The 20,944-nt window shown below is 64.2% G+C and carries 16 protein-coding genes; 13 read left to right on the top strand and 3 right to left on the bottom strand.

Features of this window, described 5'->3' with window-relative positions:
* Positions 1-446 precede the first annotated feature (446 nt).
* From AB7008_RS00715 to AB7008_RS00705, 3 genes are all read left to right on the top strand, one after another.
* Positions 447-3,401, top strand: coding sequence for a formate dehydrogenase subunit alpha (locus AB7008_RS00715; protein WP_441258266.1), 2,955 nt, complete (start codon positions 447-449; stop codon positions 3,399-3,401).
* A gap of 12 nt (positions 3,402-3,413) precedes the next feature.
* Entirely contained in the window at positions 3,414-4,016 is a 603-nt protein-coding gene (fdh3B, locus tag AB7008_RS00710; RefSeq protein ID WP_028155471.1) for a formate dehydrogenase FDH3 subunit beta, read from the top strand.
* Positions 4,017-4,077: 61 nt separating this feature from the next.
* Positions 4,078-5,076, top strand: a complete 999-nt coding sequence (locus tag AB7008_RS00705; RefSeq protein WP_041957215.1) for a formate dehydrogenase subunit gamma — start codon at positions 4,078-4,080, stop codon at positions 5,074-5,076.
* Positions 5,077-5,110: 34 nt separating this feature from the next.
* On the opposite strand, the gene AB7008_RS00700 is transcribed toward AB7008_RS00705, so the two are convergent.
* Entirely contained in the window at positions 5,111-7,096 is a 1,986-nt protein-coding gene (locus AB7008_RS00700) for a 4Fe-4S binding protein (RefSeq protein ID WP_441258265.1), read from the bottom strand.
* Positions 7,097-7,342: 246 nt separating this feature from the next.
* Between AB7008_RS00700 and AB7008_RS00695 the strand changes: the two genes are divergently transcribed.
* The 5 genes from AB7008_RS00695 to AB7008_RS00675 all read left to right on the top strand — a co-directional run bounded on the left by AB7008_RS00695 (position 7,343) and on the right by AB7008_RS00675 (position 9,574).
* Positions 7,343-7,804, top strand: a complete 462-nt coding sequence (locus AB7008_RS00695; RefSeq protein WP_248880745.1) for a DUF3305 domain-containing protein — start codon at positions 7,343-7,345, stop codon at positions 7,802-7,804.
* Between the two features lie 20 nt (positions 7,805-7,824).
* Positions 7,825-8,460: a DUF3306 domain-containing protein gene (locus AB7008_RS00690; protein ID WP_441258264.1), complete on the top strand. Its 636-nt coding sequence runs from the start codon at positions 7,825-7,827 to the stop codon at positions 8,458-8,460.
* Positions 8,461-8,496: 36 nt separating this feature from the next.
* Positions 8,497-9,108 (top strand): TorD/DmsD family molecular chaperone, encoded by a 612-nt coding sequence (locus AB7008_RS00685; protein WP_441258263.1) that lies wholly within the window; start codon positions 8,497-8,499, stop codon positions 9,106-9,108.
* Positions 9,109-9,182: 74 nt separating this feature from the next.
* The gene (locus tag AB7008_RS00680) at positions 9,183-9,308 is read left to right on the top strand and encodes a hypothetical protein (RefSeq protein WP_256376444.1); all 126 of its coding nucleotides are present in this window, start codon (positions 9,183-9,185) and stop codon (positions 9,306-9,308) included.
* A gap of 56 nt (positions 9,309-9,364) precedes the next feature.
* Positions 9,365-9,574, top strand: coding sequence for a hypothetical protein (locus AB7008_RS00675; RefSeq protein ID WP_441258262.1), 210 nt, complete (start codon positions 9,365-9,367; stop codon positions 9,572-9,574).
* Positions 9,575-9,581: 7 nt separating this feature from the next.
* Here AB7008_RS00675 and AB7008_RS00670 read toward each other — a convergent pair whose 3' ends face one another.
* Together AB7008_RS00670 and AB7008_RS00665 are read right to left on the bottom strand one after the other, a co-directional pair.
* Positions 9,582-10,853 carry an MFS transporter gene (locus AB7008_RS00670; protein WP_441258261.1) on the bottom strand — a complete coding sequence of 424 codons (1,272 nt, stop codon included), beginning with the start codon at positions 10,851-10,853 and terminating at the stop codon, positions 9,582-9,584.
* Between the two features lie 101 nt (positions 10,854-10,954).
* Positions 10,955-14,935, bottom strand: coding sequence for an AAA family ATPase (locus tag AB7008_RS00665; protein ID WP_441258260.1), 3,981 nt, complete (start codon positions 14,933-14,935; stop codon positions 10,955-10,957).
* 208 nt (positions 14,936-15,143) lie between these two features.
* Here AB7008_RS00665 and AB7008_RS00660 point away from each other — a divergent pair, with 208 nt between their 5' ends.
* The 5 genes from AB7008_RS00660 (at position 15,144) to AB7008_RS00640 (ending at position 20,880) form a co-directional block, all read left to right on the top strand.
* Positions 15,144-16,565 (top strand): beta strand repeat-containing protein, encoded by a 1,422-nt coding sequence (locus AB7008_RS00660; protein ID WP_304492204.1) that lies wholly within the window; start codon positions 15,144-15,146, stop codon positions 16,563-16,565.
* Positions 16,566-16,584: 19 nt separating this feature from the next.
* Complete coding sequence (locus tag AB7008_RS00655; RefSeq protein ID WP_248880731.1) at positions 16,585-17,169, top strand: hypothetical protein; 585 nt, start codon at positions 16,585-16,587, stop codon at positions 17,167-17,169.
* A gap of 287 nt (positions 17,170-17,456) precedes the next feature.
* On the top strand, positions 17,457-18,767 hold the full coding sequence (locus AB7008_RS00650) for a hypothetical protein (protein WP_304492203.1): 1,311 nt from the start codon (positions 17,457-17,459) through the stop codon (positions 18,765-18,767).
* A complete protein-coding gene (locus AB7008_RS00645) occupies positions 18,764-19,456 on the top strand; it encodes a tail fiber domain-containing protein (protein WP_248880727.1) in 693 nt (230 codons plus the stop codon). Before AB7008_RS00650 ends, AB7008_RS00645 begins: the two co-directional genes overlap by 4 nt.
* A gap of 101 nt (positions 19,457-19,557) precedes the next feature.
* On the top strand, positions 19,558-20,880 hold the full coding sequence (locus AB7008_RS00640) for a UbiA family prenyltransferase (protein WP_304492202.1): 1,323 nt from the start codon (positions 19,558-19,560) through the stop codon (positions 20,878-20,880).
* The last annotated feature ends 64 nt before the right edge of the window (positions 20,881-20,944 follow it).

Here is a 20,944-nt window from a genome sequence, read left to right as displayed (position 1 = left end):
TGATCTGCTCGCTGTTTCGCCGTTTCCAATTCGCACGACAATCTGCGGAGCCGAACGGCTGATAACAATGATGTTGACGACGATTGACCGCTTGTTGCGGTAACACGAGCGCAAAGCTGCGTGCACGGCCGCTCCTGCAGATTATGCAACGCTGGTCTGTGATTGATGTCCGGCGCAAAACTCGGATAGCCTTCGGGAAGGCCTAACCCGACAGGGAGTGTGCTTCGTTGAAGAATGATCAAGTGCCAAAGCTTCTTCGACGCGACCTGCTTCGGCTGACGATTGTCGGTGCCGGTGCGTTGGGTGCCGGCCAATTGTTGCCGGCGTCGGCTTCCGCAAAACCCGTTGATCTCGATCAGAAGCGGAGGGCTCGCTATCGACCTGACTCCCAGGAAGTCAGGAATTTCTATCGCGTCAACAGCTATCCCGCTCGATAGGAGACTTCCGTGCTGACCAGGAAGTCCGAACGTCGTCCGGAGCGTGCCAGGCTTTTCGATGCGGCGGCCGATGAAGCATCGACGAAACTGGACCGGCGGACGTTCCTGAAGCGCTCTGGAGTCACGGCCGGCGCATTGGCCACGGTGGGCGAGCTCGCGCTGCACAGCGTGCGCAAGGCCGAAGCCGGTCCGCCGCCACCCGTCGGCGCAACGGTCACGACCCGCAAGAACGTCTGCACGCACTGCTCGGTCGGTTGCTCGGTGATCGCCAAGGTCGCCAACGGCGTATGGATTGGGCAGGAGCCCGACTACGACAGTCCGATCAATCGCGGCTCGCATTGCTGCAAGGGTGCGGCGGTTCGCGATGACGTGTTGAACGAGCGACGCCTGCGTTACCCCGTCAAGCTCGTCAACGGACAGTGGACACGCATCTCCTGGGAGACGGCGATCGACGAGATCGGCGACAAGCTGCTGGATATCCGCCAGAAGGCGGGGCCCGACTCGGTCTATTGGCTTGGCTCCGCCAAGTTCACCAACGAGGCCGCTTATCTCAATCGCAAGCTTGCGGCGTTCTGGGGCACCAATAATTCCGATCACCAGGCGCGGATCTGCCACTCCACGACGGTCACCGGCGTAGCCAATACCTGGGGCTACGGCGCGATGACCAACAGCTACAACGACATCCGCAACGCCAAGACCATCCTGTTGATGGGTGGCAATCCCGCCGAGGCCCATCCGGTTTCCCTGCAGCACATTCTTGAGGGCAAGGAGCTCAACCGCGCCAACATGATCGTGGTCGATCCCCGGATGACGCGGACCGCTGCTCACGCGACCGAGTATGTCCGGGTTCGTCCCGGCACGCATATCGCCACGATCTACGGCATGCTGTGGCACATTTTCGAGAATGGCTGGGAGGACAAGGAATTCCTCAATCAGCGCGTCTACGGCCTGGATGAGGTCCGGAAGCAGGTTGCGAAGTGGCCGCCCAAGGAGGTCGAGCGCGTGACCGGCCTGCCGGAGGCGCAGGTCAGGCACGTCGCCGAACTGTTCGCCAAACAAAGGCCGTCCACCCTGATCTGGGCGATGGGGCAGACTCAATTCACCACCGGCACCGCCAATGTCCGCGCCAGCTGCCTGCTGCTGCTCGCCACCGGCAACATGGGGGTGCCCGGCGCAGGCGCCAACATTTTCCGCGGCCACACCAACGTGCAGGGTGCAACCGATCTCGGTCTCGATGTCACGTCGCTGCCGCTGTACTACGGTCTTGCCGAGGAGGCCTGGCGGCATTGGTGCCGGGTATGGGAGGTCGATTACGACTGGATGAAGTCGCGCTTCCCCGACAAGAAGCTGATGGAAACGCCCGGCATTCCCAGCACGCGCTGGTTCGACGCAACCTTGTTGCCACAGAATCAGGTCAGCCAGCCCAATCCGGTACAGGCCATGTTCATCATGGGCCATGGCGTCAACACCATCACGCGGATGCCGGAAGCGGTGAAGGGCATCGAGAAGCTGGAGTTGCTGGTGGTCTGCGATCCCTATCCGACCGCATGGTCGGTGCTGTCGGAGCGCAAGAACGGCACTTACCTTCTGCCGGCCTGCACGAGCTTCGAGATGGAAGGTTCGCGCACCAATTCGAACCGCTCCCTGCAATGGGGCGAAAAGATCGTCGATCCGGTCTTCGAATCGAAGAACGATTACGACACGATGTACCTGTTCGCCCGCAAGTTCGGATTTGCCGACCTGATGTTCAAGAACATCAAGGTCGAGAACGGCGCGGTCTCGGCCGAGGACATCCTGCGCGAGATCAACCGCGGCGGTTGGTCCACCGGCTATTGCGGACAGTCGCCGGAGCGGCTCAAGGCGCACATGAGAAACCAGCACAAGTTCGATCTGGTGACGCTGCGGGCACCGAAGGACGATCCGGAGGTTGGTGGAGATTATTACGGCCTGCCATGGCCATGCTGGGGCACGCCCGAGTACAGGCATCCGGGCACGCCGATCCTCTACAATACCAATCTTCCGGTGAAGGAGGGCGGCGGCACCTTCCGCGCGCGGTTCGGAGTCGAGCGCGTCGTGAAGCGCAAGGTGATGGAGAACGGGCAGGAGGTGGAGCGGGAAGATCACGACAATCTTCTTGCCGAAGGCTCGTACTCCGTCGGTTCGGAGATCAAGGACGGCTATCCCGAGTTCACCCTCGGCGTGCTGAAGAAACTCGGCTGGGACAAGGACCTCACGGCGCAAGAACGCGAGGTGATCGAGCGCATCAATCAGGCCGATCCCGACAAGGTGTCATGGTCGACCGATCTGTCCGGCGGCATCCAGCGGGTCGCGATCGAACACGGGTGTTCGCCTTACGGAAACGCCAAGGCGCGCATGATCGCGTGGAATCTTCCCGATCCGGTTCCGGTGCATCGCGAGCCGATCTACACGCCGCGTCCCGACCTCGTCGCCGACTATCCGACCTTGCCGGACGCGAAGCAATTCCGCGTGCCCAATATCGGCTTCTCCGTGCAGAAGGCCGCCGTCGATCGCGCGATCTCGAAGCAGTTCCCGCTGATCCTGAGCTCGGGTCGTCTGGTTGAATACGAAGGCGGTGGCGAGGAAACGCGGTCCAACAGATGGCTCGCCGAGCTGAAGCAGCACATGTACGTCGAGATCAACCCGGCGGACGCAGCCGAGCGCGGCATCGTCGATGGCGGCTGGGTCTGGGTGACCGGTGCAGAGAACAGCTCGCGGGCCCGGATGAAGGCGCAGGTGACTGAACGCGTCGGCAAGGGCGTTGCCTGGATGCCGTTCCATTTCGCCGGCTGGTACGAGGGCGCCGATCTCAGGGCGAAATATCCGGCGGGAGCCGATCCCATCGTGCTCGGCGAGAGCGTCAATACGCTGACGACCTATGGCTATGATCCTGCCACCGGCATGCAGGAGCCGAAAGCCACGCTGTGTCAGATCAGGGCCGCATGAGAGGTTAGACCAATGGCACGCATGAAATTCCTGTGTGATGCGGACCGTTGCATCGACTGCAATGCCTGTGTGACCGCCTGCAAGAACGAGAACGAGGTGCCCTGGGGCATCAACCGGCGGCGCGTCGTCACCATCAATGACGGCAAGCCGGGCGAGCGGTCGGTGTCGATGGCCTGCATGCATTGCACCGATGCGCCTTGCGCGTCGGTGTGTCCGGTCAAGTGCATCTACCCGACCGAAGACGGCATCGTCCTGCACAACAAGGATCTGTGCATCGGCTGCGGCTATTGCTTCTACGCCTGTCCGTTCGGAGCGCCGCAATATCCCCAGGTCGGGAATTTCGGCTCGCGAGGCAAGATGGACAAGTGCACCTATTGCGCGGGCGGCGGCGGACCGGAGGCGCCGGGCAGCGCCGAAGAATATGCGAAATACGGCTCGAACCGCTTCGGCGAAGGCAAGCTGCCGATGTGCGCCGAGATGTGCTCGACCAAGTCGCTGCTCGCAGGCGATGGCGACATCATCGCCCAGATCTACGAGGAGCGCGTCGAGAAGCGCGGCTACGGCTCCGGAGCCTGGGGCTGGACAACCGCCTATCACGAGGACGTCAAGTCGTAAGGGGACCTGCGTTTACCGCGATGGAAGGCCGACGATCAGCGACGAAGATTGGGTATCCGCCATGACGGCTTTCGCACGCATTCGCTTCGCAGCGCTGTTGTTGATGCTGTTCGGTCTCGCGACAGCTCCGGTCCTCGCCCAGAAGCTCGGTCCCGACGGGGCGCCCAATCCGACCGCCAGTGTGACCAATCAGAAGACGCTTCTCGAGCAGGTGCCGCGCATCCAGGGCCGGATCGACATCCCCGATGTCAAAGCCAGCGTGTTGATGCAGCCGGCGGGACGGACCTGGGATTATTTCCACGAGGTCCTGCTGCACTGGGGTGGGGCGCTGGTGATCCTCGGCATGCTTGCCGTGCTCGCGCTGGCCTATCTGATCATGGGCCGGCTTCGCATCGAGGCGGGGCGTTCCGGCCAGACGATCGTCCGTTTCAAGGCCTTCGAGCGGTTCGCGCATTGGCTGACAGCGGTTTCTTTCGTGCTGCTCGGCCTGACCGGCCTGAACATCACCTTCGGCAAGGTCCTGCTGCTGCCCCTCGTCGGCCCGGATCTATTCTCGGACATCTCCCAGGTCGCGAAGTACGTGCACAATTTCACGAGCTTCGCCTTCGTGGCGGGCCTCGTTCTGATCACGGTGCTTTTCTTCCGGGACAATCTGTTCAAGCGAGTCGATATTGACTGGGTCAAGCAGGGTGGCGGCTTCATCAAGTCGAAACATGCGCCTGCGGGCCGCTTCAATCTCGGTGAGAAAATGGTCTATTGGCTGTCGGTCGCAGCCGGCCTCCTGGTCTCCGCGTCGGGATTCGTGCTGCTGTTTCCCTTCTACGGCACCAACATAGCGGACATGCAGATCGCCCAGGTCGCCCACGCCGTCATCGCGATCCTGTTCATCGCGCTGATCCTGGGACACATCTATATCGGCACGCTCGGCATGGAAGGCGCATTCGAAGCCATGGGTACCGGCGAGGTCGATATCAATTGGGCGAGAGAGCATCACGACCGCTGGCTCGCCGAAAAGCTCGAAGCGGAAGGCCGGCAAGCTTCGGCTACACCGGCCGAATAGCGCGATGGCGCTCCGGCTACCCTGACCGGGCAATTCAGTTGGAGCGGCCGTCCGGGTCGCGCTTCCCGTCCCGGTCCCGCAGGTAATCGTCGGTGGTGCGGACGGTTGGGCCGGATGCGCCATAAGATTCAAAACCTTGTTCGGCGACGAAGCCGACGCGGCAGTCGCCGCACATCTTGATGGCGTCGAGCCGCTGCGCCGAGCCCGAATACATCCAGTGCTGGCCTTCGAGCTTCGCCACCACACGCTCGATGCTGCTCTTGACGCCGAATGGCTTGCCGCAGCGGATGCAGCAAAACGGCTCCTCTTCCTTGAGAACCCGGGTCGGCGCCCGACTGGCACGGAAGTCAATCTGCGGAACCAGTGTGATGACGTTTTCCGGGCACGTCGTCCGGCACAGCCCGCACTGGACGCAGGAGTCTTCGACGAACCGCAATGCCGGGCGCTCGGGGTCGTCGCGCAGGGCACTCGTCGGACAGACCGACACGCAGGACAGGCAAAGCGTACAGCCGGCAGCATCGATCTCGACGGCCCCGAACGGCGCGCCTTCGGGCAACGGAATGACATCGACGGGTGCGGGCGCCGCGCGGTGCAGTTCGGCCAGCGCAAAGCGCAGCACGTCGCGCTTGCCGCCCACCGCGCGGAAGCTCGCAGGGCGCGGAGTGGGGGCGTCGGCCGGCGCGGTGCGGAGCGCTTCGATCAAATGGTCCGGATCGTCGGTCGCTATGACGGAAAGCCGGGCCGGGCCGAAGCCGAGTCCGGCAAGGATCGGATCGGCGAGCGCGACCGTCCGCGTCAATCCGGAGACGTCGTGGCGCGGCTTGGCCCGCAGCAGGAAACGCACCGCCGACACGCCATAGGCAAAAGCCGCGATGATGCTCTCCAACCCGATTTGCGTGACCTCGTTGACCGCGAACGGCAGCACGTTCGCGGGCAAGCCGTCGCCGAACCGCGACAGCGCGTCGATCAGCGGCCCGCCGTGGCTTTCGTCATGGACGAGGACAACGGCCCGCTCGCCGCCCGCCTGACGGTATGCGAGCAGCAAGGCACGCAGCTTTCTGACCAGCGCGTCTTCCGCCGGCAGCGCATAGGACGCGGCGCCGGTGGGACAGGCGGTCGCGCATTGGCCGCAGCCCGCGCAGATGTCGGCGTCGATCGCCACATGGTTGCCGGCAGGTGTGATCGCGCCGGCCGGACAGGAATCGAGACAGCGGGTGCAGCCGGTCCGCTTCGAGCGCGAGTGCGCGCAAAGTCCGGCGTCGAAGGTGATGTAGCGTGGCTTCTCGAAGGTCCCGACGAGGTCGCGCGCCTTCAGCACGGCCTGGAGGATTGCTGCGGGACTGCCGGGATCCGCACGCAGATAGCCGTCGCGTAGGTCGGCAGGAACCAGCGCAGGCCCGCCGCTCAAGTCGAGGACGATGTCGCAGCTCGAACGGGCGTTGTTGCGCGAGGGGCCGAACGTCAGGGCGCGACGCGAGGACGGTGCGGCTTCGGCGAAATCGTCGACCACCAGATCGAACGCGCCCAGGTGACCCTTGACACTCGTTATCCGGCCTTTGGCAATCGGATAGTCGGCGTTACGTGGCGGTGCGATCGCGGCGGGTGGCGCAATCAGCACGGTGACGTCGAGATGCTCCCTGAGCAAGTCGCCAGCCTCGATCGCGGCCTCGTCGCGGCCGTAGATCAGGATGACTCCGCTGCTTTCCAGCTGGACCAGCGGCGCGGGTGCGGCGACTTCGGCCGCGGCGGCCAGCAGCGCGGCCATTTTCGGTCCCGCGCGGTCGGCATCGCCGGACCATCCGGCGGTCTCGCGGATGTTCGCAAACTGTATCGAATTCGCACGATTATTTTCAGCCGCAACCTGCGAAAACAGCGCCGCCTGCTGCGTGCAGGCCACCGTGAGCGGACCATCTTCGGCGGCGACAGCCTTGAATCGGCCGAGTTCGGCGCCGCAGAGCTGCGTCGCTGCCGTCACTTCACCGCGGCAGCCGCGGCGAATTGCGTCTGCATCGAGCGGCATCGTCCCTTCGCATGAGCAGATCAGGAGGCGCCTGCCGGTGTCGGATATGACGGTCACAATATCTCGCGGCTCCCAAAATAGAGCGGCCACCTACTGGCCCGTTCACCCCCGGAGTATATACTCCGGGTATCGGAAAAGACGACGCCCGTATCGTGAGCGCACGATTACTGCTCTCGCCGGGGCGAGCGCGGCGTCGCTGGATAGGTTGCGGAAGCAGGAACCACGTCTCGATCGCGAGAGGGCACATTGATATCGACAAGTCTTGCACGCATTGCTGTCGGTGTCGCAATCGAGCGGCGCAAGGCGAAGAGTGCGTGGGCCGATTTTCTGTGGCGGCCCGTCTCGGTGTTCGCGGGAGAGCCGACTGCGAAGCCGTGGACGCCGATTGGGGGCGAAGGCGAGGTCAAATTGTTCTATGCCGGTGATGCCGTGATCGAGCTGCACCGGACCGAAACCACCAACTATCGCGAAAATCTCACGTCGGGCTCGCCCACGCTGTGGGTCAATTTGCGCCCGACCGGTTCCGAGCCGCCCTACGAGCTGCTCGCGGTCACGGCCGATCCGGCGGAGGGCGAGGCGTTTACCGATGCAGGCAGCAATCTGGTCGAAGCCGTGCCGATGCCACCAGGCATTTCCGAGATCGTCGGCCGGTTCGTCGCCGAGCATCATGTCGAACGACCATTCGTCAAACGGCAGCGCAATCGTTAGCAACGGCATGAGAGAGATCAATGTCAGAGACTAGCGTCTTCGTTCGCTGGGCGCGGCTCAAGCAAGCCTCGAAAAGCCAAACCGCTGAACTTGCTCCGGCAGACAAGGAGCAGGCTGCCGAGCCGTCCGTAGCGAATGACGAGACAGACCGGCCTTTCGATCTCGCCAGTTTGCCGTCGATCGAATCTATCACCGCTCACACCGACATTGCGGCGTTCCTGCAGACGGGCGTTCCGGCCGAACTGACGCGCCTGGCACTGCGCCGTGCCTGGGCAGCCGACCCTGCGATCCGCGACTTCATCGGGATTGCGGAGAACCAGTGGGATTTCAACGATCCCAACGCAATTCCCGGATTTGGCCCGCTCGATCCGGCGGACAACGTCGCCGATCTCGTTGCGCAGATGTCGAAGGGGCTCGAGCAGGTGGGTGACGCGCTTGCGGACGTGCCGCCGTCAACCGAGCTCATTCCGCAAGGACGGCGCGATGCCGAACAGCCCGGTCTCGAGCCGACGACATGGGCAGCTCAATCGCTGCCCGATGATGCCACGGCACGACCGGACCGGGAGCGGAACCAGAGCATGCAGTCCGTTAGGGCTGCTGCCGGAGAGCCGCCCTCCCAGCCAACACGACGTCATGGCAGCGCATTACCTCGCTAGCAACCGGCAGGATTGTATGTCTTGCGCGATCGAACAATGATGGATCCAACTTCAACAACCGCTTCAGTGCGTATCGTCGATGAGTTCGACGTCGCCCGGGCGCAGGAATATGCGCTGTTGGCGACATTGCTGGCGCGCGGCCCGGACGCGCAGCTGCTGCACCGGCTCTCTGCATTGCACGGCGATGCCAGCCCGATGGGCGTGGCGCACATGGCGCTGGCGGATGCAGCGCGCCGGACCAATGAGCAGGCCGCATCGCGCGAGTTCTTCGCCCTCTTTGCAGGGTTGGGCAAGGGGTCGCTGCTGCCTTATGCATCACACTACCTGTCCGATACACTGTATGGCCGTCCACTTGCGCGGTTGCGGGAAACCCTCGGGGGTCTCGGCGTCGAAAAGGCTCCGGAGCGTACGGAGCCTGAAGATCACGCGGGATTTCTCTGTGAGATCATGGCTGGCCTTGCCGGCGGGAGCATTTTGGCGCCGGCGGGCGCCGAGCGCCTCTTCTTTGATCAGCATGTCTCACGCTGGATGAGGCGCTTTTTCGATGATCTCGAGCGGGCGCGTTCGGCTGACTTCTATGCCGCCGTTGGCGCGCTCGGACGGACGTTTGTCGATATCGAGGCGGAGGCCTTCGCGCTTCCGGGCTGAACACGGTGTTTTGTACGGGCGCCGCACAAATCCGTTTGGGAGCGTGCTAGATTATAAATGTAGGGATCAACAGGATGCGCGTTTTCATTATTGCCTGTCTGTTCGCCGCTGTTGTCGCACTCGGTGCCGCCGGCATCCTTGATCATTTCGTGCAGGAGTCCGCGACGACGGCGTTTGCCGAGTCGAGTGCCCGCGTTTAGCGGTCATTATTGTTTGTTAAGCTTTCTGTTCTCCACATAGACGTGGGAGACGCCATATGCGCCGGTCGCTGATCGCTTGTTTCGTCGTTGCAGCTCTGATCGCCGCTTCTGCCCTAATCTTCAGGACGCAACCTCGCGCGATAGAGCTGTCCGCCGCCGCCATGCCGTCCTTGGTCGAGCTGCATGCCATGGCGGGCGTCCATCAGCTCCCGGATGAGGAGATCGACGATCAGTCGCTCATTTTCCCGGCCAGCGTAAAGCAATAACCTGGCCTCAGACCACCCGTCTCCCGGTCCGTTCCGCCACCGCCTTCTGCACAAAGTACATCGCCACCAGCGAGACGATTGCCGACGCGACGACGACGTAGCCGATCCGGTCGAAATGGAGCAGCGAACCATCCGGTTGTTGCGCGATGATGGCGGCGGCGAGGACCGAACCGAGCCCCCCGGAGAGCTGCTGAAGCGAGGCGCTGACGGCGCTGAAGGAGCCGCGCTGGCTGGGGTCGGGGATCGCCGACATCAGCGCCTGCGACGGAATCATGCGCGAGAAGATGCCGACGAACATCAGCACGTTGACGAGGATCGCGGTCGCGAGCGAGACGTGGCCGAGATGAGTGTAGATCAGCACCATGATGACAGACACCACGCTGCCGAAGACGAAGGTCGGGTACTTGCCGAACGCGTCGCTGGCCTTGCCGACCAGCGGTCCCGTGACGATGCTGAACAGGCCGGAGACGAGATAGATCGTCGGCAGATGCAGGATGTCGATGCCGAGATTATGCACCGTGAAGGCGCTGGAGAAGGGCATCAGCATGTACCCGCCCGTCGCCAGCAGCGTCGTGACGGCGAAGGCCAGCGTATAGCGCGGTTGTCCGACGGTCGCGATCAGATGGCGGAACGGGTTTCTGTCCTGCTTCAGTTTCAGATGCGCGTCGACCGGCTCCATGGCGAAGATGATGACGGCGATTGCGAGGAGCGACAGACCGACGATCGCAATGAAGCAGACATGCCAGTTCCAGTGATTGGCGAGAAACAGCCCGGCGGGAATGCCGAGCACCTGGCTCGCGGCGAACGCGGTCTGGACGAAGCCCATCACGCGGCCGCGCAGGTGCAGCGCGAACAAATCGGTGATGATGGCCAGCACGACCGAGCCGATCACGCCACCGAACAATCCGGTCACGATCCTGCCGAGCAGCAGCACGTGGTAGGTCTGCGCCGCCGCGCAGAGCAGGGTCCCGAGCGTGAAGCCGACATAGAAGAACAGCAGCAGGCGCTTGCGGTCGAAGCGATCGGCAAAGCCGGCAGCCAGGATCCCCGATAGTCCCGCGCTGAACGCGTAGGCCGAGACCGCGACGCCGAATTGCCCGGCCGTGATGTCGAGCGCCGGCATCAAGATGGCGCCGAGCGGCGACATGATGATGAAATCGAGAATGATCGTGAACTGCGTGAACGCGAGCAGCGCGATCAGGAGCATCTGGTAGCGCGAAAAGCCGCGCGGGCGGTCCGATGGATCGTCGATAGGCGCGGCGAGCGTCTGTTCGGTCATGGGTCTCGATTCATGGCGAGCGGGGGAAGAGACTCGCAGATAAGGTGGGCCGGGACGATTTTCATGGGCCGCAGCCCGTTCGTTCCGCCGGAACATGAAGCTCACGCCGGGTTGTGGGATCCATGCAACAGCGAGTCCGGCAGTCCGCTCAACTCCGCTTCGGCCTGCGCCAGCCAGAATCGCATCCCCATCTCACGGTACATCGTCGTCGCGGTGATGAGCTCGTCGCGACCCTGATCCGGACGTCCCGCGTGCAGATACAATTGTCCGAGGCCGTGATGGCAGCGCGCGGCGAGCGGGCGGAGATCGAGTTCATCGGCGAGTGCGAGCGCCGCCCTGTAGTGACCTTCGGCCTGGTCCGGGGAGCTGTCGCCGCTGGAAGCTTCGCCCAGGAGGCGGAGGGCGGCCGCCTCGCCGCTGCGCTGGCCGTTTTCACGGGCCAGCGTCAGCGCCCGCCTGGCAGCCCTGAGAGCATCCGCCTGCCGGCCCGCGAGCAGGTACGCTTCCCCCAGAGGCGGCAGGAACAGCGCCTGGGCAAATCGATGCCCCATCTTCTCGAAGGCCCCAAGCGCCAGCTCCATCAGCGGCAGGCCTTCAGCCGTTCGCCCCAGCAGGGAATAAGCGTGGCCGAGGCTGCCGGAATTGCCTGCGACGAGGAATGGCAGGTTCCACTCGCGCGCCACCGCCAGTCCGCGCTCCAGCACCACGACTGCGCGGCTCAGCTCGCCCCTGGACGCGAGCAGATCGGCAAAACACCAGCTGACGATGCCGAGGCTGTAGGGGTGATCGACCGCCTCGGCGAGGCGGATGCCTTCCTCGCCGTGAGCGATTCCGCGCGCGAACTTGCCCTGGTCGGCGTAGATGCGGGCGAGAAAACCGTGGGCGGTGACCGCCGGAAATCCGGCGAGGGAAAATTGCTGGAGGCTGGCCTCGCCGTCGAGCAGCTCCAGCACGTTGAGGTAATGAGATTCCGACTCGCCGTAGTGCAGCGTCGAGAAGCAGGCGAGTCCGAGAAACAGCGATGCCGAGACCCGGAGCGAAAGTTCGCCCAGCTCTTCCGCGAGAAGATGGGCGTCCCGTCCGAACTTGACAGCGTCCTGCGGATGGCCGCTCAGGCTGAGTGTCTGGCACATGTGAACGGACGCGAGGCAAAGCCGACCGGGATCGTCGAGACGTCTCGCCAGTGCTTCGGCCTCGCGAAGATAGCCGACGATGCGCGCGAACTGGCCGAGCGGAAACAGCGAGGTCTTCAGGTCGAACCTGAGATCGATGGCCTGCTCCATCGTGTCCCGGGCCTGCGGCAGCGTTTCGAGGCCGCGCAGCGCCCGCTCGAAGAAACTGGCCGCTTCGCGATTGGCCCATCGCGCATGCGCGAGCCGCCCCGCGTTGATCCAGTGGTCGGTCGCCTCGCGGGCACGCCCGGCCTCGGTGAAATGATGGGCCACGATCTCGGGTTGGCTTTCGGCCAGCGCCGGGAAGTTCTCGATGAGGACTTTGGCGATATCGGCATGCAGTTGCTGCCTGCGGCTTCTCAGCATCGCGACATAGGCGGCGTCCTGGACCAGCGCGTGCTTGAACGTGTAGCTCGCCTGGAGCGGCGAGCCACGGCGGCTGACGAGGCCGGAGGCCGTCAGCCGTTCAAGCGCGGCGTCCAGATCGACAGGGGGCAGCGCGGATATTGCGGCGATCAGCTCGTAGGAGAATTCCCGCCCGATCGAAGCGCCGATCGAAGCCACGTCCTTCGCCGTGCCGAGCAGATCGAGGCGAGCGGCCAGCGAGGCCTGCAACGTTGCCGGAATAGCGAGCGACGGTCGCGGTCCCTCCGACCCTTCGATGTCGGATGCCTCGCGCAACAACGCCTGCTCGATCAGCGTGCGGGTCAATTCCTCGATGAACAGCGGTATGCCGTCGGTGCGCGACAGGATTTGCTCGACGACGGATTCGGGCAGGGGCTTGTCCCCGGCAACATCATCAATGATGCCGGCGCTGTCGCTGCGGCCAAGGCGGCTGAGGGGCAGCAGCGTCACATGTGGTTGGCCGATCCAGGGAGGTTGGAATTCCGGCCTGATGCTGATGAGCAGCAGCAGCGGCAGATTTGCGGCGCGACGCACCATCGCGTCGAGCAGGTCGAGCGATGTCGGGTCGATCCAGTGGGCGTCCTCGATCACGATCAGCCCGGGCGCCTGCTCCGTTCCGACTGAAAGCTGGTTGAGCAGCGCGTTGAGAGTCATCTCCCGCTTCTCCTGCGGGGAGATCGCCAGGACCGGAACCCGTCCGTCCGAGGGCACGCCGAGAAGCTCGGCGATCAGCGTGACATCGCGGGGCAGATTCTTCGTTGCGGCCGCGAGCAGGGATTCCAGCCTGTCGATGCGTGCGCCGGCGCTGCTCCCGGGCTCGAAATTGGCGGTACGTTCGAACTGGGTGATGAACGGGTAGAGCGCGCTGTGTGTATGATGCGGAGAGCAATGATAGCGCAAGCGGCTGTGGTGCTCGTCCTCGAGCCTCGCCAGCACGCTCTCGACGATACGCGACTTGCCGATTCCGGGCTCGCCCGAGATCAACACCACGCGGCCCGCGCCGGATTTCACCTGATTCCAGCGGCGCAGCAGCAGCTCGATCTCCTCCTGGCGGCCGACAAGCGCGGACAATGCATCGGCGCGCCGCGCATCGAAACGGCTGACGCCCTTGGCCTCGCCAAGCACCTGCCACGCGGACACAGGTTCTCGTAGTCCCTTGACCGCGATATCCGGAAGCGCGTGCGTGTCGAACAATTGCCCGAGCAGCCGCCGCGTGCTCGCCGCGATCGCAACCTCGCCCGGCCCAGCCGCGCTCTGCAGCCGCGTCGCCAGGTCCGGCGTCTCGCCGATCGCAACGTGCTGGCGCAGATCGCCGGGCCCGGGCTTTTCGCCGATCACCACGAGCCCCGTTGCAATCCCCACGCTCGCACGCGGTGCCGTACCGGCCGTTGCCTCCAAGGTGCGGACCGCGTCGACGATGGCGAGGCCCGCGCGTACGGCGCGTTCGGCATCGTGCTCGCGGGCCGCGGGATAACCGAAATAGATCAGGACTCCATTGCCCTGGTGCTGGGCGACGAAGCCCTGGAATTGCGCCGCGATCCTGGCCGCGACCTGATGGAATGCGATGATCTGGTCGTGGATATCTTCGGGGTCGCGCTCCGCGGACAGGGTCATCGCGCCGATCAAATGGCAGGCCATGATCGTCAACTGGCGCTGCTGCCGGCCGCCCGGGCGGAGCGATCCCGAAGGCGGTGCATCGTCGTCGCGTTCCGCGACGGCTATTTCGGTCTCCCGCGGGTGAACGCCATTCAGGGGCTCGTTCGTCCGCGCTGCACCGGATGGTTTGGCGCTGCGAAGCTCCGCGACGAGCGCCTGGGTAACCGCGTCGGGCTCTGTATTCAGCTCGCGCTTGAGCAGCGCGACGAGATCCTGATAGCGTTTCAGTGCTTCGGCCTTGCGTCCGGTGGCGTTGAGCGCCTGGATGACCAGTCGATGAGCGTCCTCACGCAAGGCATTCACAGCGATGGCCCGGTTGGCATTCCTGAGCGCGGATTCCGCATGTCCGGATTGCAGCGCGTGCTGGCCGTGCCTGACCATGGAATCGACCGCGAGGCCATCCAGCCGCTCCCGCTGCTGGTCGCGCCATTCCGACCACGCGTCTTCTTCGATGTTCAAATCCATCAGCAGCGGATTGCGGTAGAGATCGGCGGCCGCGGCCAGCGACGCGCGGCTGCCCTCGACGGTCAACATCTCAAAGCGGACCGCATCGCAATCGATCACGCCGGGCGCGAGCCAGACGTCATTATCGTCGCTTAGAATGGAGTCCTGCCCGAGAATCCGGCGTAGCCGCACCAGGCTCTGGCGCAGGTTCTGCCGCGCCTGGGTCTCGAAATGCGAACCCCACAGCAGGTTCGCGAGCTTTTCGCGCGGTTGGCGGCGCGGCGCGGTGCAGGCCAGATAGGCCAGCAATCCCGCAAGCTTCCGGCCCGGCAACGAAACCACGCCGTCATGTGTCGTCAGCTCAAAGCGCCCGAACAGCGAAAGACCAAATCTCGGAAGCGGCACGTAGTCTCTCACTCCAATGGCGAACGTGGCTCGGCGATAGTATCCCCGGAGCCACACCTTACATGTTTTGACATACTTTGAATGTCACGCGTGCAGGAGTCACGCTGCTGTCACGCTGGACTGACGCCGGGATTGACGGCGGTCTGCCTACAAATCCCCCGCGGCGCGCGCTCCCCAATGGCCAATTGGGGGATGGTGGGGACTAAACATGAATATTTCAGTCGTATTCCGGACGCGAGCAGGCGCGTTCCTTGCAACCGCACTCATTGCCGCGCTCGCGACTGGTGCGGGCGCTCCGCAAGCCCGGGCGCAGTTCGTGTGCGTCGATACTGCCGCCTCCGCGCAAGGTGCGACGGCAACCGGATCAGGCGGCAATTTCGCCTGCGGAACCAATGCCAATGCGACCGGCACAGGCGGCAATAACAGCGCGATCGGGTTTGGCGCCAACGCCAGCGGCAACGTCAGTGGCAACATCGCCGTTGGTCTCGCCAACGCCAGCGGTAATAGCAGCGTCAATACCGCGGTCGGGGACAACGCCAATGCCAGCGGCAACAACAGCATCAACACCGCGACCGGGGAAGCTCTTGCCAACGGCAACAACAGCTCCAACACCGCGAGCGGGTTTGACGCCATTGCCAGCGGTGACGGCAGCAAGAACGTCGCGGTCGGATCCAGCGCCCACGCCAGTGGCACCGGCAGCCAGAATATCGCGACCGGGGCGAACGCCAATGCCGTTGGCAACACCAGCAACAACGTCGCGTCCGGAACCAACGCCAACGCCAGCGGCAATGTCAGCTCCAATGTCGCGACCGGCTTGAACGCCAACGCGAGCGGGGCCGGAAGCCGAAACGTCGCGACCGGCGACGGCGCCAATGCCAGTGGCGCCGGCAGCTTCAACGCGGCGAACGGTTATCTTTCCAACGCGAGCGGCGCCAATTCCGGGAACACCGCGAGCGGGGCTGGCGCCCTGGCAAACGGCACCGGCAGCGCAAACGTCGCGATCGGCACCGACGCCAACGCGAGCGGAAACGGCGTCGCGAATACCGCGGTGGGCAACGTTGCCACCGCCACCGGTGCGAACGCGTCGGCCTTCGGCGCCGGCGCGTCGGCGACCTTCGCGAACTCCACCGCGATCGGCGCTGGCGCCACCGCGACGCGCGCGAACCAGCAGGTCTTTGGCACCGCGACCAACACCTACACGATGGCCGGCATCGCCTCGGCCGCGAGCACGGCCGCACAATCCGGGCCGACCCAACTCGTCACCACGGACGCCGCCGGCAATCTCGCTTCCACGTCGCTTGCTGCGCTCGGGCTCGCCAGCTCCGGCGACATCGCAGGCATCAACAATCAGCTCGCCGGCATCAATGCCCGCCTCAACGACCTCGACGGCAGGACCGGCAAGGCGATCAACGGTGTCGCGATGGCCTTCGCGATGTCCGGCTCGCCGTGGCTGATGCCGTCTGAAAAGGTCGCGGTGACCATGAACTGGGGCACGTTTCAGAACACCAACGCGCTCTCCATGAGTGCCGCGCTCCGCGTCAGCGAGCACGTGCAGGCCAGCGGCGGCCTGACCTACGGCACGAATGGCGGCGGATTGGGCGGACGCGTCGGAATGCGAGTCGGCTGGTGACGGTATGCGTGGTCATTCCATGCAGCCGGTGGCGCGTGCCCTGATTGCGCTGGCGCTACTGTTCTCCTGCGGGAATGACAGGGCGGCAGCACAACAAAAGGCGCCTGCGCCGGCGGCTGCTCCCGTGCAACCGTCCCTGCCCGTGACGCTGGAACAGACGCTCTATCTGATCCGCTCGACGCTGCTCACGCTCAACGATGCCAACCGCACCGGCAATTACACGGTGCTCCGCGATCTCGCCGCGCCCGATTTCCAGGCGCGCAACACCGCCGCCGATCTCGGGCTGAATTTTCTCGACCTGCGGCGTCGCAATTTCGATCTCTACGGCGCGGCGTTGCTGGCGCCGCAATTCACCGATGCACCAGCACTCGATCAACGGGGAATGCTGCGCCTCGCAGGTTACATTCCAACCCAGCCGCAGCAGATCAAGTTCGATCTCACGTTCCAGGTCGTAACCGGGCAGTGGCGTTTGTTCGGGATCGCCATCGCCACACCGGAAGCATCCGTGCAGCCGCGGGCTCAGGTTCAGGCCCAGACCCAACAAGCCCAGACCCAAGCGCCTCCCGCCAAGCTGGCCGCACCTCTGCAGAAGAAATCGCAATGAACCGCTCAGCCAACAGATTCTCAGCCGCGACCGTCATCGGCTGGAATTTTTCACTCCTCCCGGACGGATTTTGAAGAGGAACAAAGATCATGATGTATCGAATGATGATCGCCGCGGCGTTGTTCGCGGCGGTCAGCGCCGCCCCGGTTATGGCTTACAGGAATTCTCCGTCGCTAGGCGACGCGGCAGTACGAAAGAACATCCCGCCGCCGCCGAAGCCCACTCCGGCGCCCCCCAAGCCGCCAGCACCCACGTCCGGAAAGAAGCCGTAACCGCGGCTTGATTGCGTGTCCAGTAGCGAGGTCGCCGTGCATCCGGCGATCTCGCTGCTGTCAGTGTTCTCCAACGGCATGTCGTATTGGCTCATCATGCGCGCGCACCTCTGCGATTATGTTCGAGACGTGTGGAAACGCGCGCGTGTGGCCATGGCCTGCCTTACGGTTTCCTCGCTCGCGAATGCCGCCGAGCCGAACTGGTCGCTGAGCGCCGATCAGGAATTGCGCTATGCGAGCTGGAGCGGAACGCGAGGTTTTCCTGCCAGTGGCTCGACGGCGGCAGGCGCCGGTACGCAGGTCTATGCGCCACTGACGATCCAGGCGAGCGGGCAGCCGCTCGAAAACCTGAAAGTCGATCTGCTCGGCAGGGGCGGCTATGTCTGGTCGCGGCAGTCGACGCCCGGGCTGACCGGCAGCGTCACGACCACGACCGATACGGTCGTATCGGGGACAGCAACCTATCTCGGCATTCCCGGAATTCAGCCGTTTGTCTCCATGAGCGTCAACCTTCCCTCGGGGACGACGGCTCTCTATGGCAGCGCGGCGAATGCGCGGATGGATCAGGACATCGTCGACCTCGCAACCTTTGGCGAGGGTTTGAACATCGGGCCGACTGTCGGCGTTAACCTGCCCATCGGGGAGCAACTCATCGTGACGCTCAGCTCCGGCTATACATGGCGCGGCGCATATCGCATGGAAGCGCTGCTTGATCCCGCAAGCACAGAACCGCAGGCAACCACATTGGTGGGGCCGGGACGGGTGGCGACGCAGAGCGCGTCTCTCGGTTACCAGCTGGCAAATCTGATGTTGCTGGTCTCGGCGTCCTACGCCCGGGAGACCGCGACCTACCTGGATCACATCTCGTCCTATGCGCTCGGTGATCGCTACACGCTGTCAGGCACGGCCGGATACGCATGGACCCAATCGTCGAGCACCACATTCACGGTGTCATGGACGAATGCCGAGAAGAACAGGGTTCTCGATCCGGACCTGATGAAAATCATTCCCGAGTCGTTTCGCTCCAACAGCGCCGTGTATCGGTATCGCCTCGAGCAACCCTTCGTGAGCGGCAACTGGACCGTCGCACCGATGGTGAACTACATGCGGCGCGATCAAAATTCCTACAATCCGATCACGCAGCAATTCATTCCGGCAAAGACCCGCATCGGGACCGGAGGCTCTGCGCAATATTCGCTACGCGAGGGCATGTCCTTGAAAGCGACCGCGGAGCATTTCTGGATCAGCGAGAATCTCACCGAACTGACGCCCGATTTGCGCGTTCGCGGCTGGATTGCGATGTTTGGCGGGAGTATGAAATTTTGACGCGCATCATCACTGGGTTGAGCGGCCTTGCTCTTGCCATGGCATTCGCCGCCGGCTTGTCGCTTTTCGATCGGGCGCAGGCACAGACAAGATGCCCTGAGGGCAGGAGTGCCGGCGGCGAATGCGTCAATGGCGGGCTCGCCAGGTCGATGCGCCAGCGCGCGATCATCTTCTCGCAGCCCAAACTGTCCTACACCGGCGCGCCGGTCTCACAGAGCCGTGGCGACAGCCAGGACACAAACACCCCGAGATCAATCGAGCGGTCCTACGACAAGTATGGACCGCCACCGCCGCAACCGGTGCCGGCGGTGGTTCCGACAGTGCCGCCAACGCCGCCTCCGCCACCACCGCCCGTTACATCCGACAGGCGGCTCAAGCGCGATGTCTTGCTGATCCGGTGTTTCGACAGCGGGATTTGCCTCTACCGTTTTCGCTATCTCTGGGACGACACATTCTATGTCGGTGTGATGGCCCAGGAGGTTGAGCGGATCGCGCCGGATGCAGTGGTGCATGGTCCCGACGGCTATCTCCGCGTCCGCTACGATCTGCTCGGACTGCAGTTCCGCACCTGGAGTGAGGAAGGCCGCTCAACGCTATCCCCATCATATCTCCCTAACAAGATTGGGGTTTTCGTCATATCTACAGGTGCTTTGCATCCGCTTTCGGCCGCTCTTTCACCCCCGAATTAAGCCGCCCTTAGCGAATGCCCGCTAGGCTTGCGACCATCCCTTTCCCTGCTCCCCGGCCTTCGGGCCGGTCAGTCAATTTGCGGTCAGTCGAGCGTTTTCGGATGGAGCAGCCTGCCTGGCAGTACGAGTCTGGCGCCCCGACGTTGTCGGTCACGGCGGCGGCTGCGCGGACGCTGGTCATCGATCTCGAAGGCGCCCTGCTGCGGTCCGAACTCCTGATGGAGGCGCTGTTCTCGAGCCCGGCCCGCCTGCTGGCGCGGTTCGGGGCGGGCGGACGGCCGGGCATGGCGGCGCTCACGGATGTGCTGGCGCAGGCCGACATCGACTACGCCCACCTGCCCTATGATTCCAACGTGCTGAACCAGGCGCTGGCGGCGCGCGCGCGTGGCGAAAAAATCTATCTGGTCGCGGGCCGCCTTGCCGGCCATGCGGCGGGCATCGCCGCGCATCTCGGTTTCGACGGCGTCGTGACGCCGGCCGATCTCGCGGCGGGCGAGCTTCCATTCGATCGCGGCGCGATCGATCGCATCGAGACCCGTGACAGCCGCCACCCCGGCCTGAAGACCTGGGCGCAGGCGCTGCGCGTCTATCAATACGCCAAGAACACGCTGGTGTTCGTGCCTGCGATCACCGCGCACCAGATGAATCTTGCGACGCTCGGCTACGCGTTGCTGGCGTTCCTGGCATTCTCGGCCTGCGCGTCGGGCGCCTACCTGATGAACGATCTGCTCGACCTCGCCGCCGACCGGCAGCATCCGACCAAGCGCCATCGCGCGCTGGCGGCAGGTCGACTGCCGATGTCCTCGGCGCTGCTTGCGATCCCCGCGCTATGGTTGCTCGCGGTTGGCGCCAGCCTCTGCATCTCGCCCTTGTTCCTTGGCGTACTCGGCGGCTATCTCGCCACCACCATCGCCTATTCGCTCGCGCTCAAGCGCAAGATGCTGGTCGACGTCGTGACGCTCGCCGGCCTCTACACGCTGCGCATCATCGCCGGCGCGGTCGGCGTCGGCGTGGTGCTGTCGGAATGGCTCTTGATCTTCTCGTTGTTCGTGTTCACCTCGCTCGCGCTGATCAAGCGCTTCAGCGAGCTCAGCATGCGCGAGAGCGCCGGCCTCGCCGATCCCTCCAACCGCGATTACAGGATCACCGACCTGCACATCATCGGCGCGATGGCGGCGGCGAGTGCCATGAACGCGGTGACCGTGTTCTCGCTCTACGTCTCCTCCTCCGCGGTGACGCCGCTCTACAGCCGTCCCTGGATGCTGTGGCTGCTCAACCCGCTGCTGCTCTACTGGTTCGGCCGCGCCCTGATGATGGCGCATCGCCGCGAGATGCCCGACGATCCGATTCTCTACACTTTTCGCGATGGCGCCAGCCGCGCGACGGTGGCGGCGATGATCTGCATCATGCTGGCGGCGATCTGACCGCGCCCGGCGCGACCAGCTGCCGCTTGCGCGGCCCGCCGCCAGTGGCTACATCGCGGGCAAT

The sequence above is a fragment of the Bradyrhizobium sp. 521_C7_N1_3 genome (assembly GCF_052075975.1).
Taxonomy (GTDB): Bacteria; Pseudomonadota; Alphaproteobacteria; order Rhizobiales; family Xanthobacteraceae; genus Bradyrhizobium; species Bradyrhizobium japonicum.
This window is presented reverse-complemented; position numbering and strand designations above follow the sequence as displayed.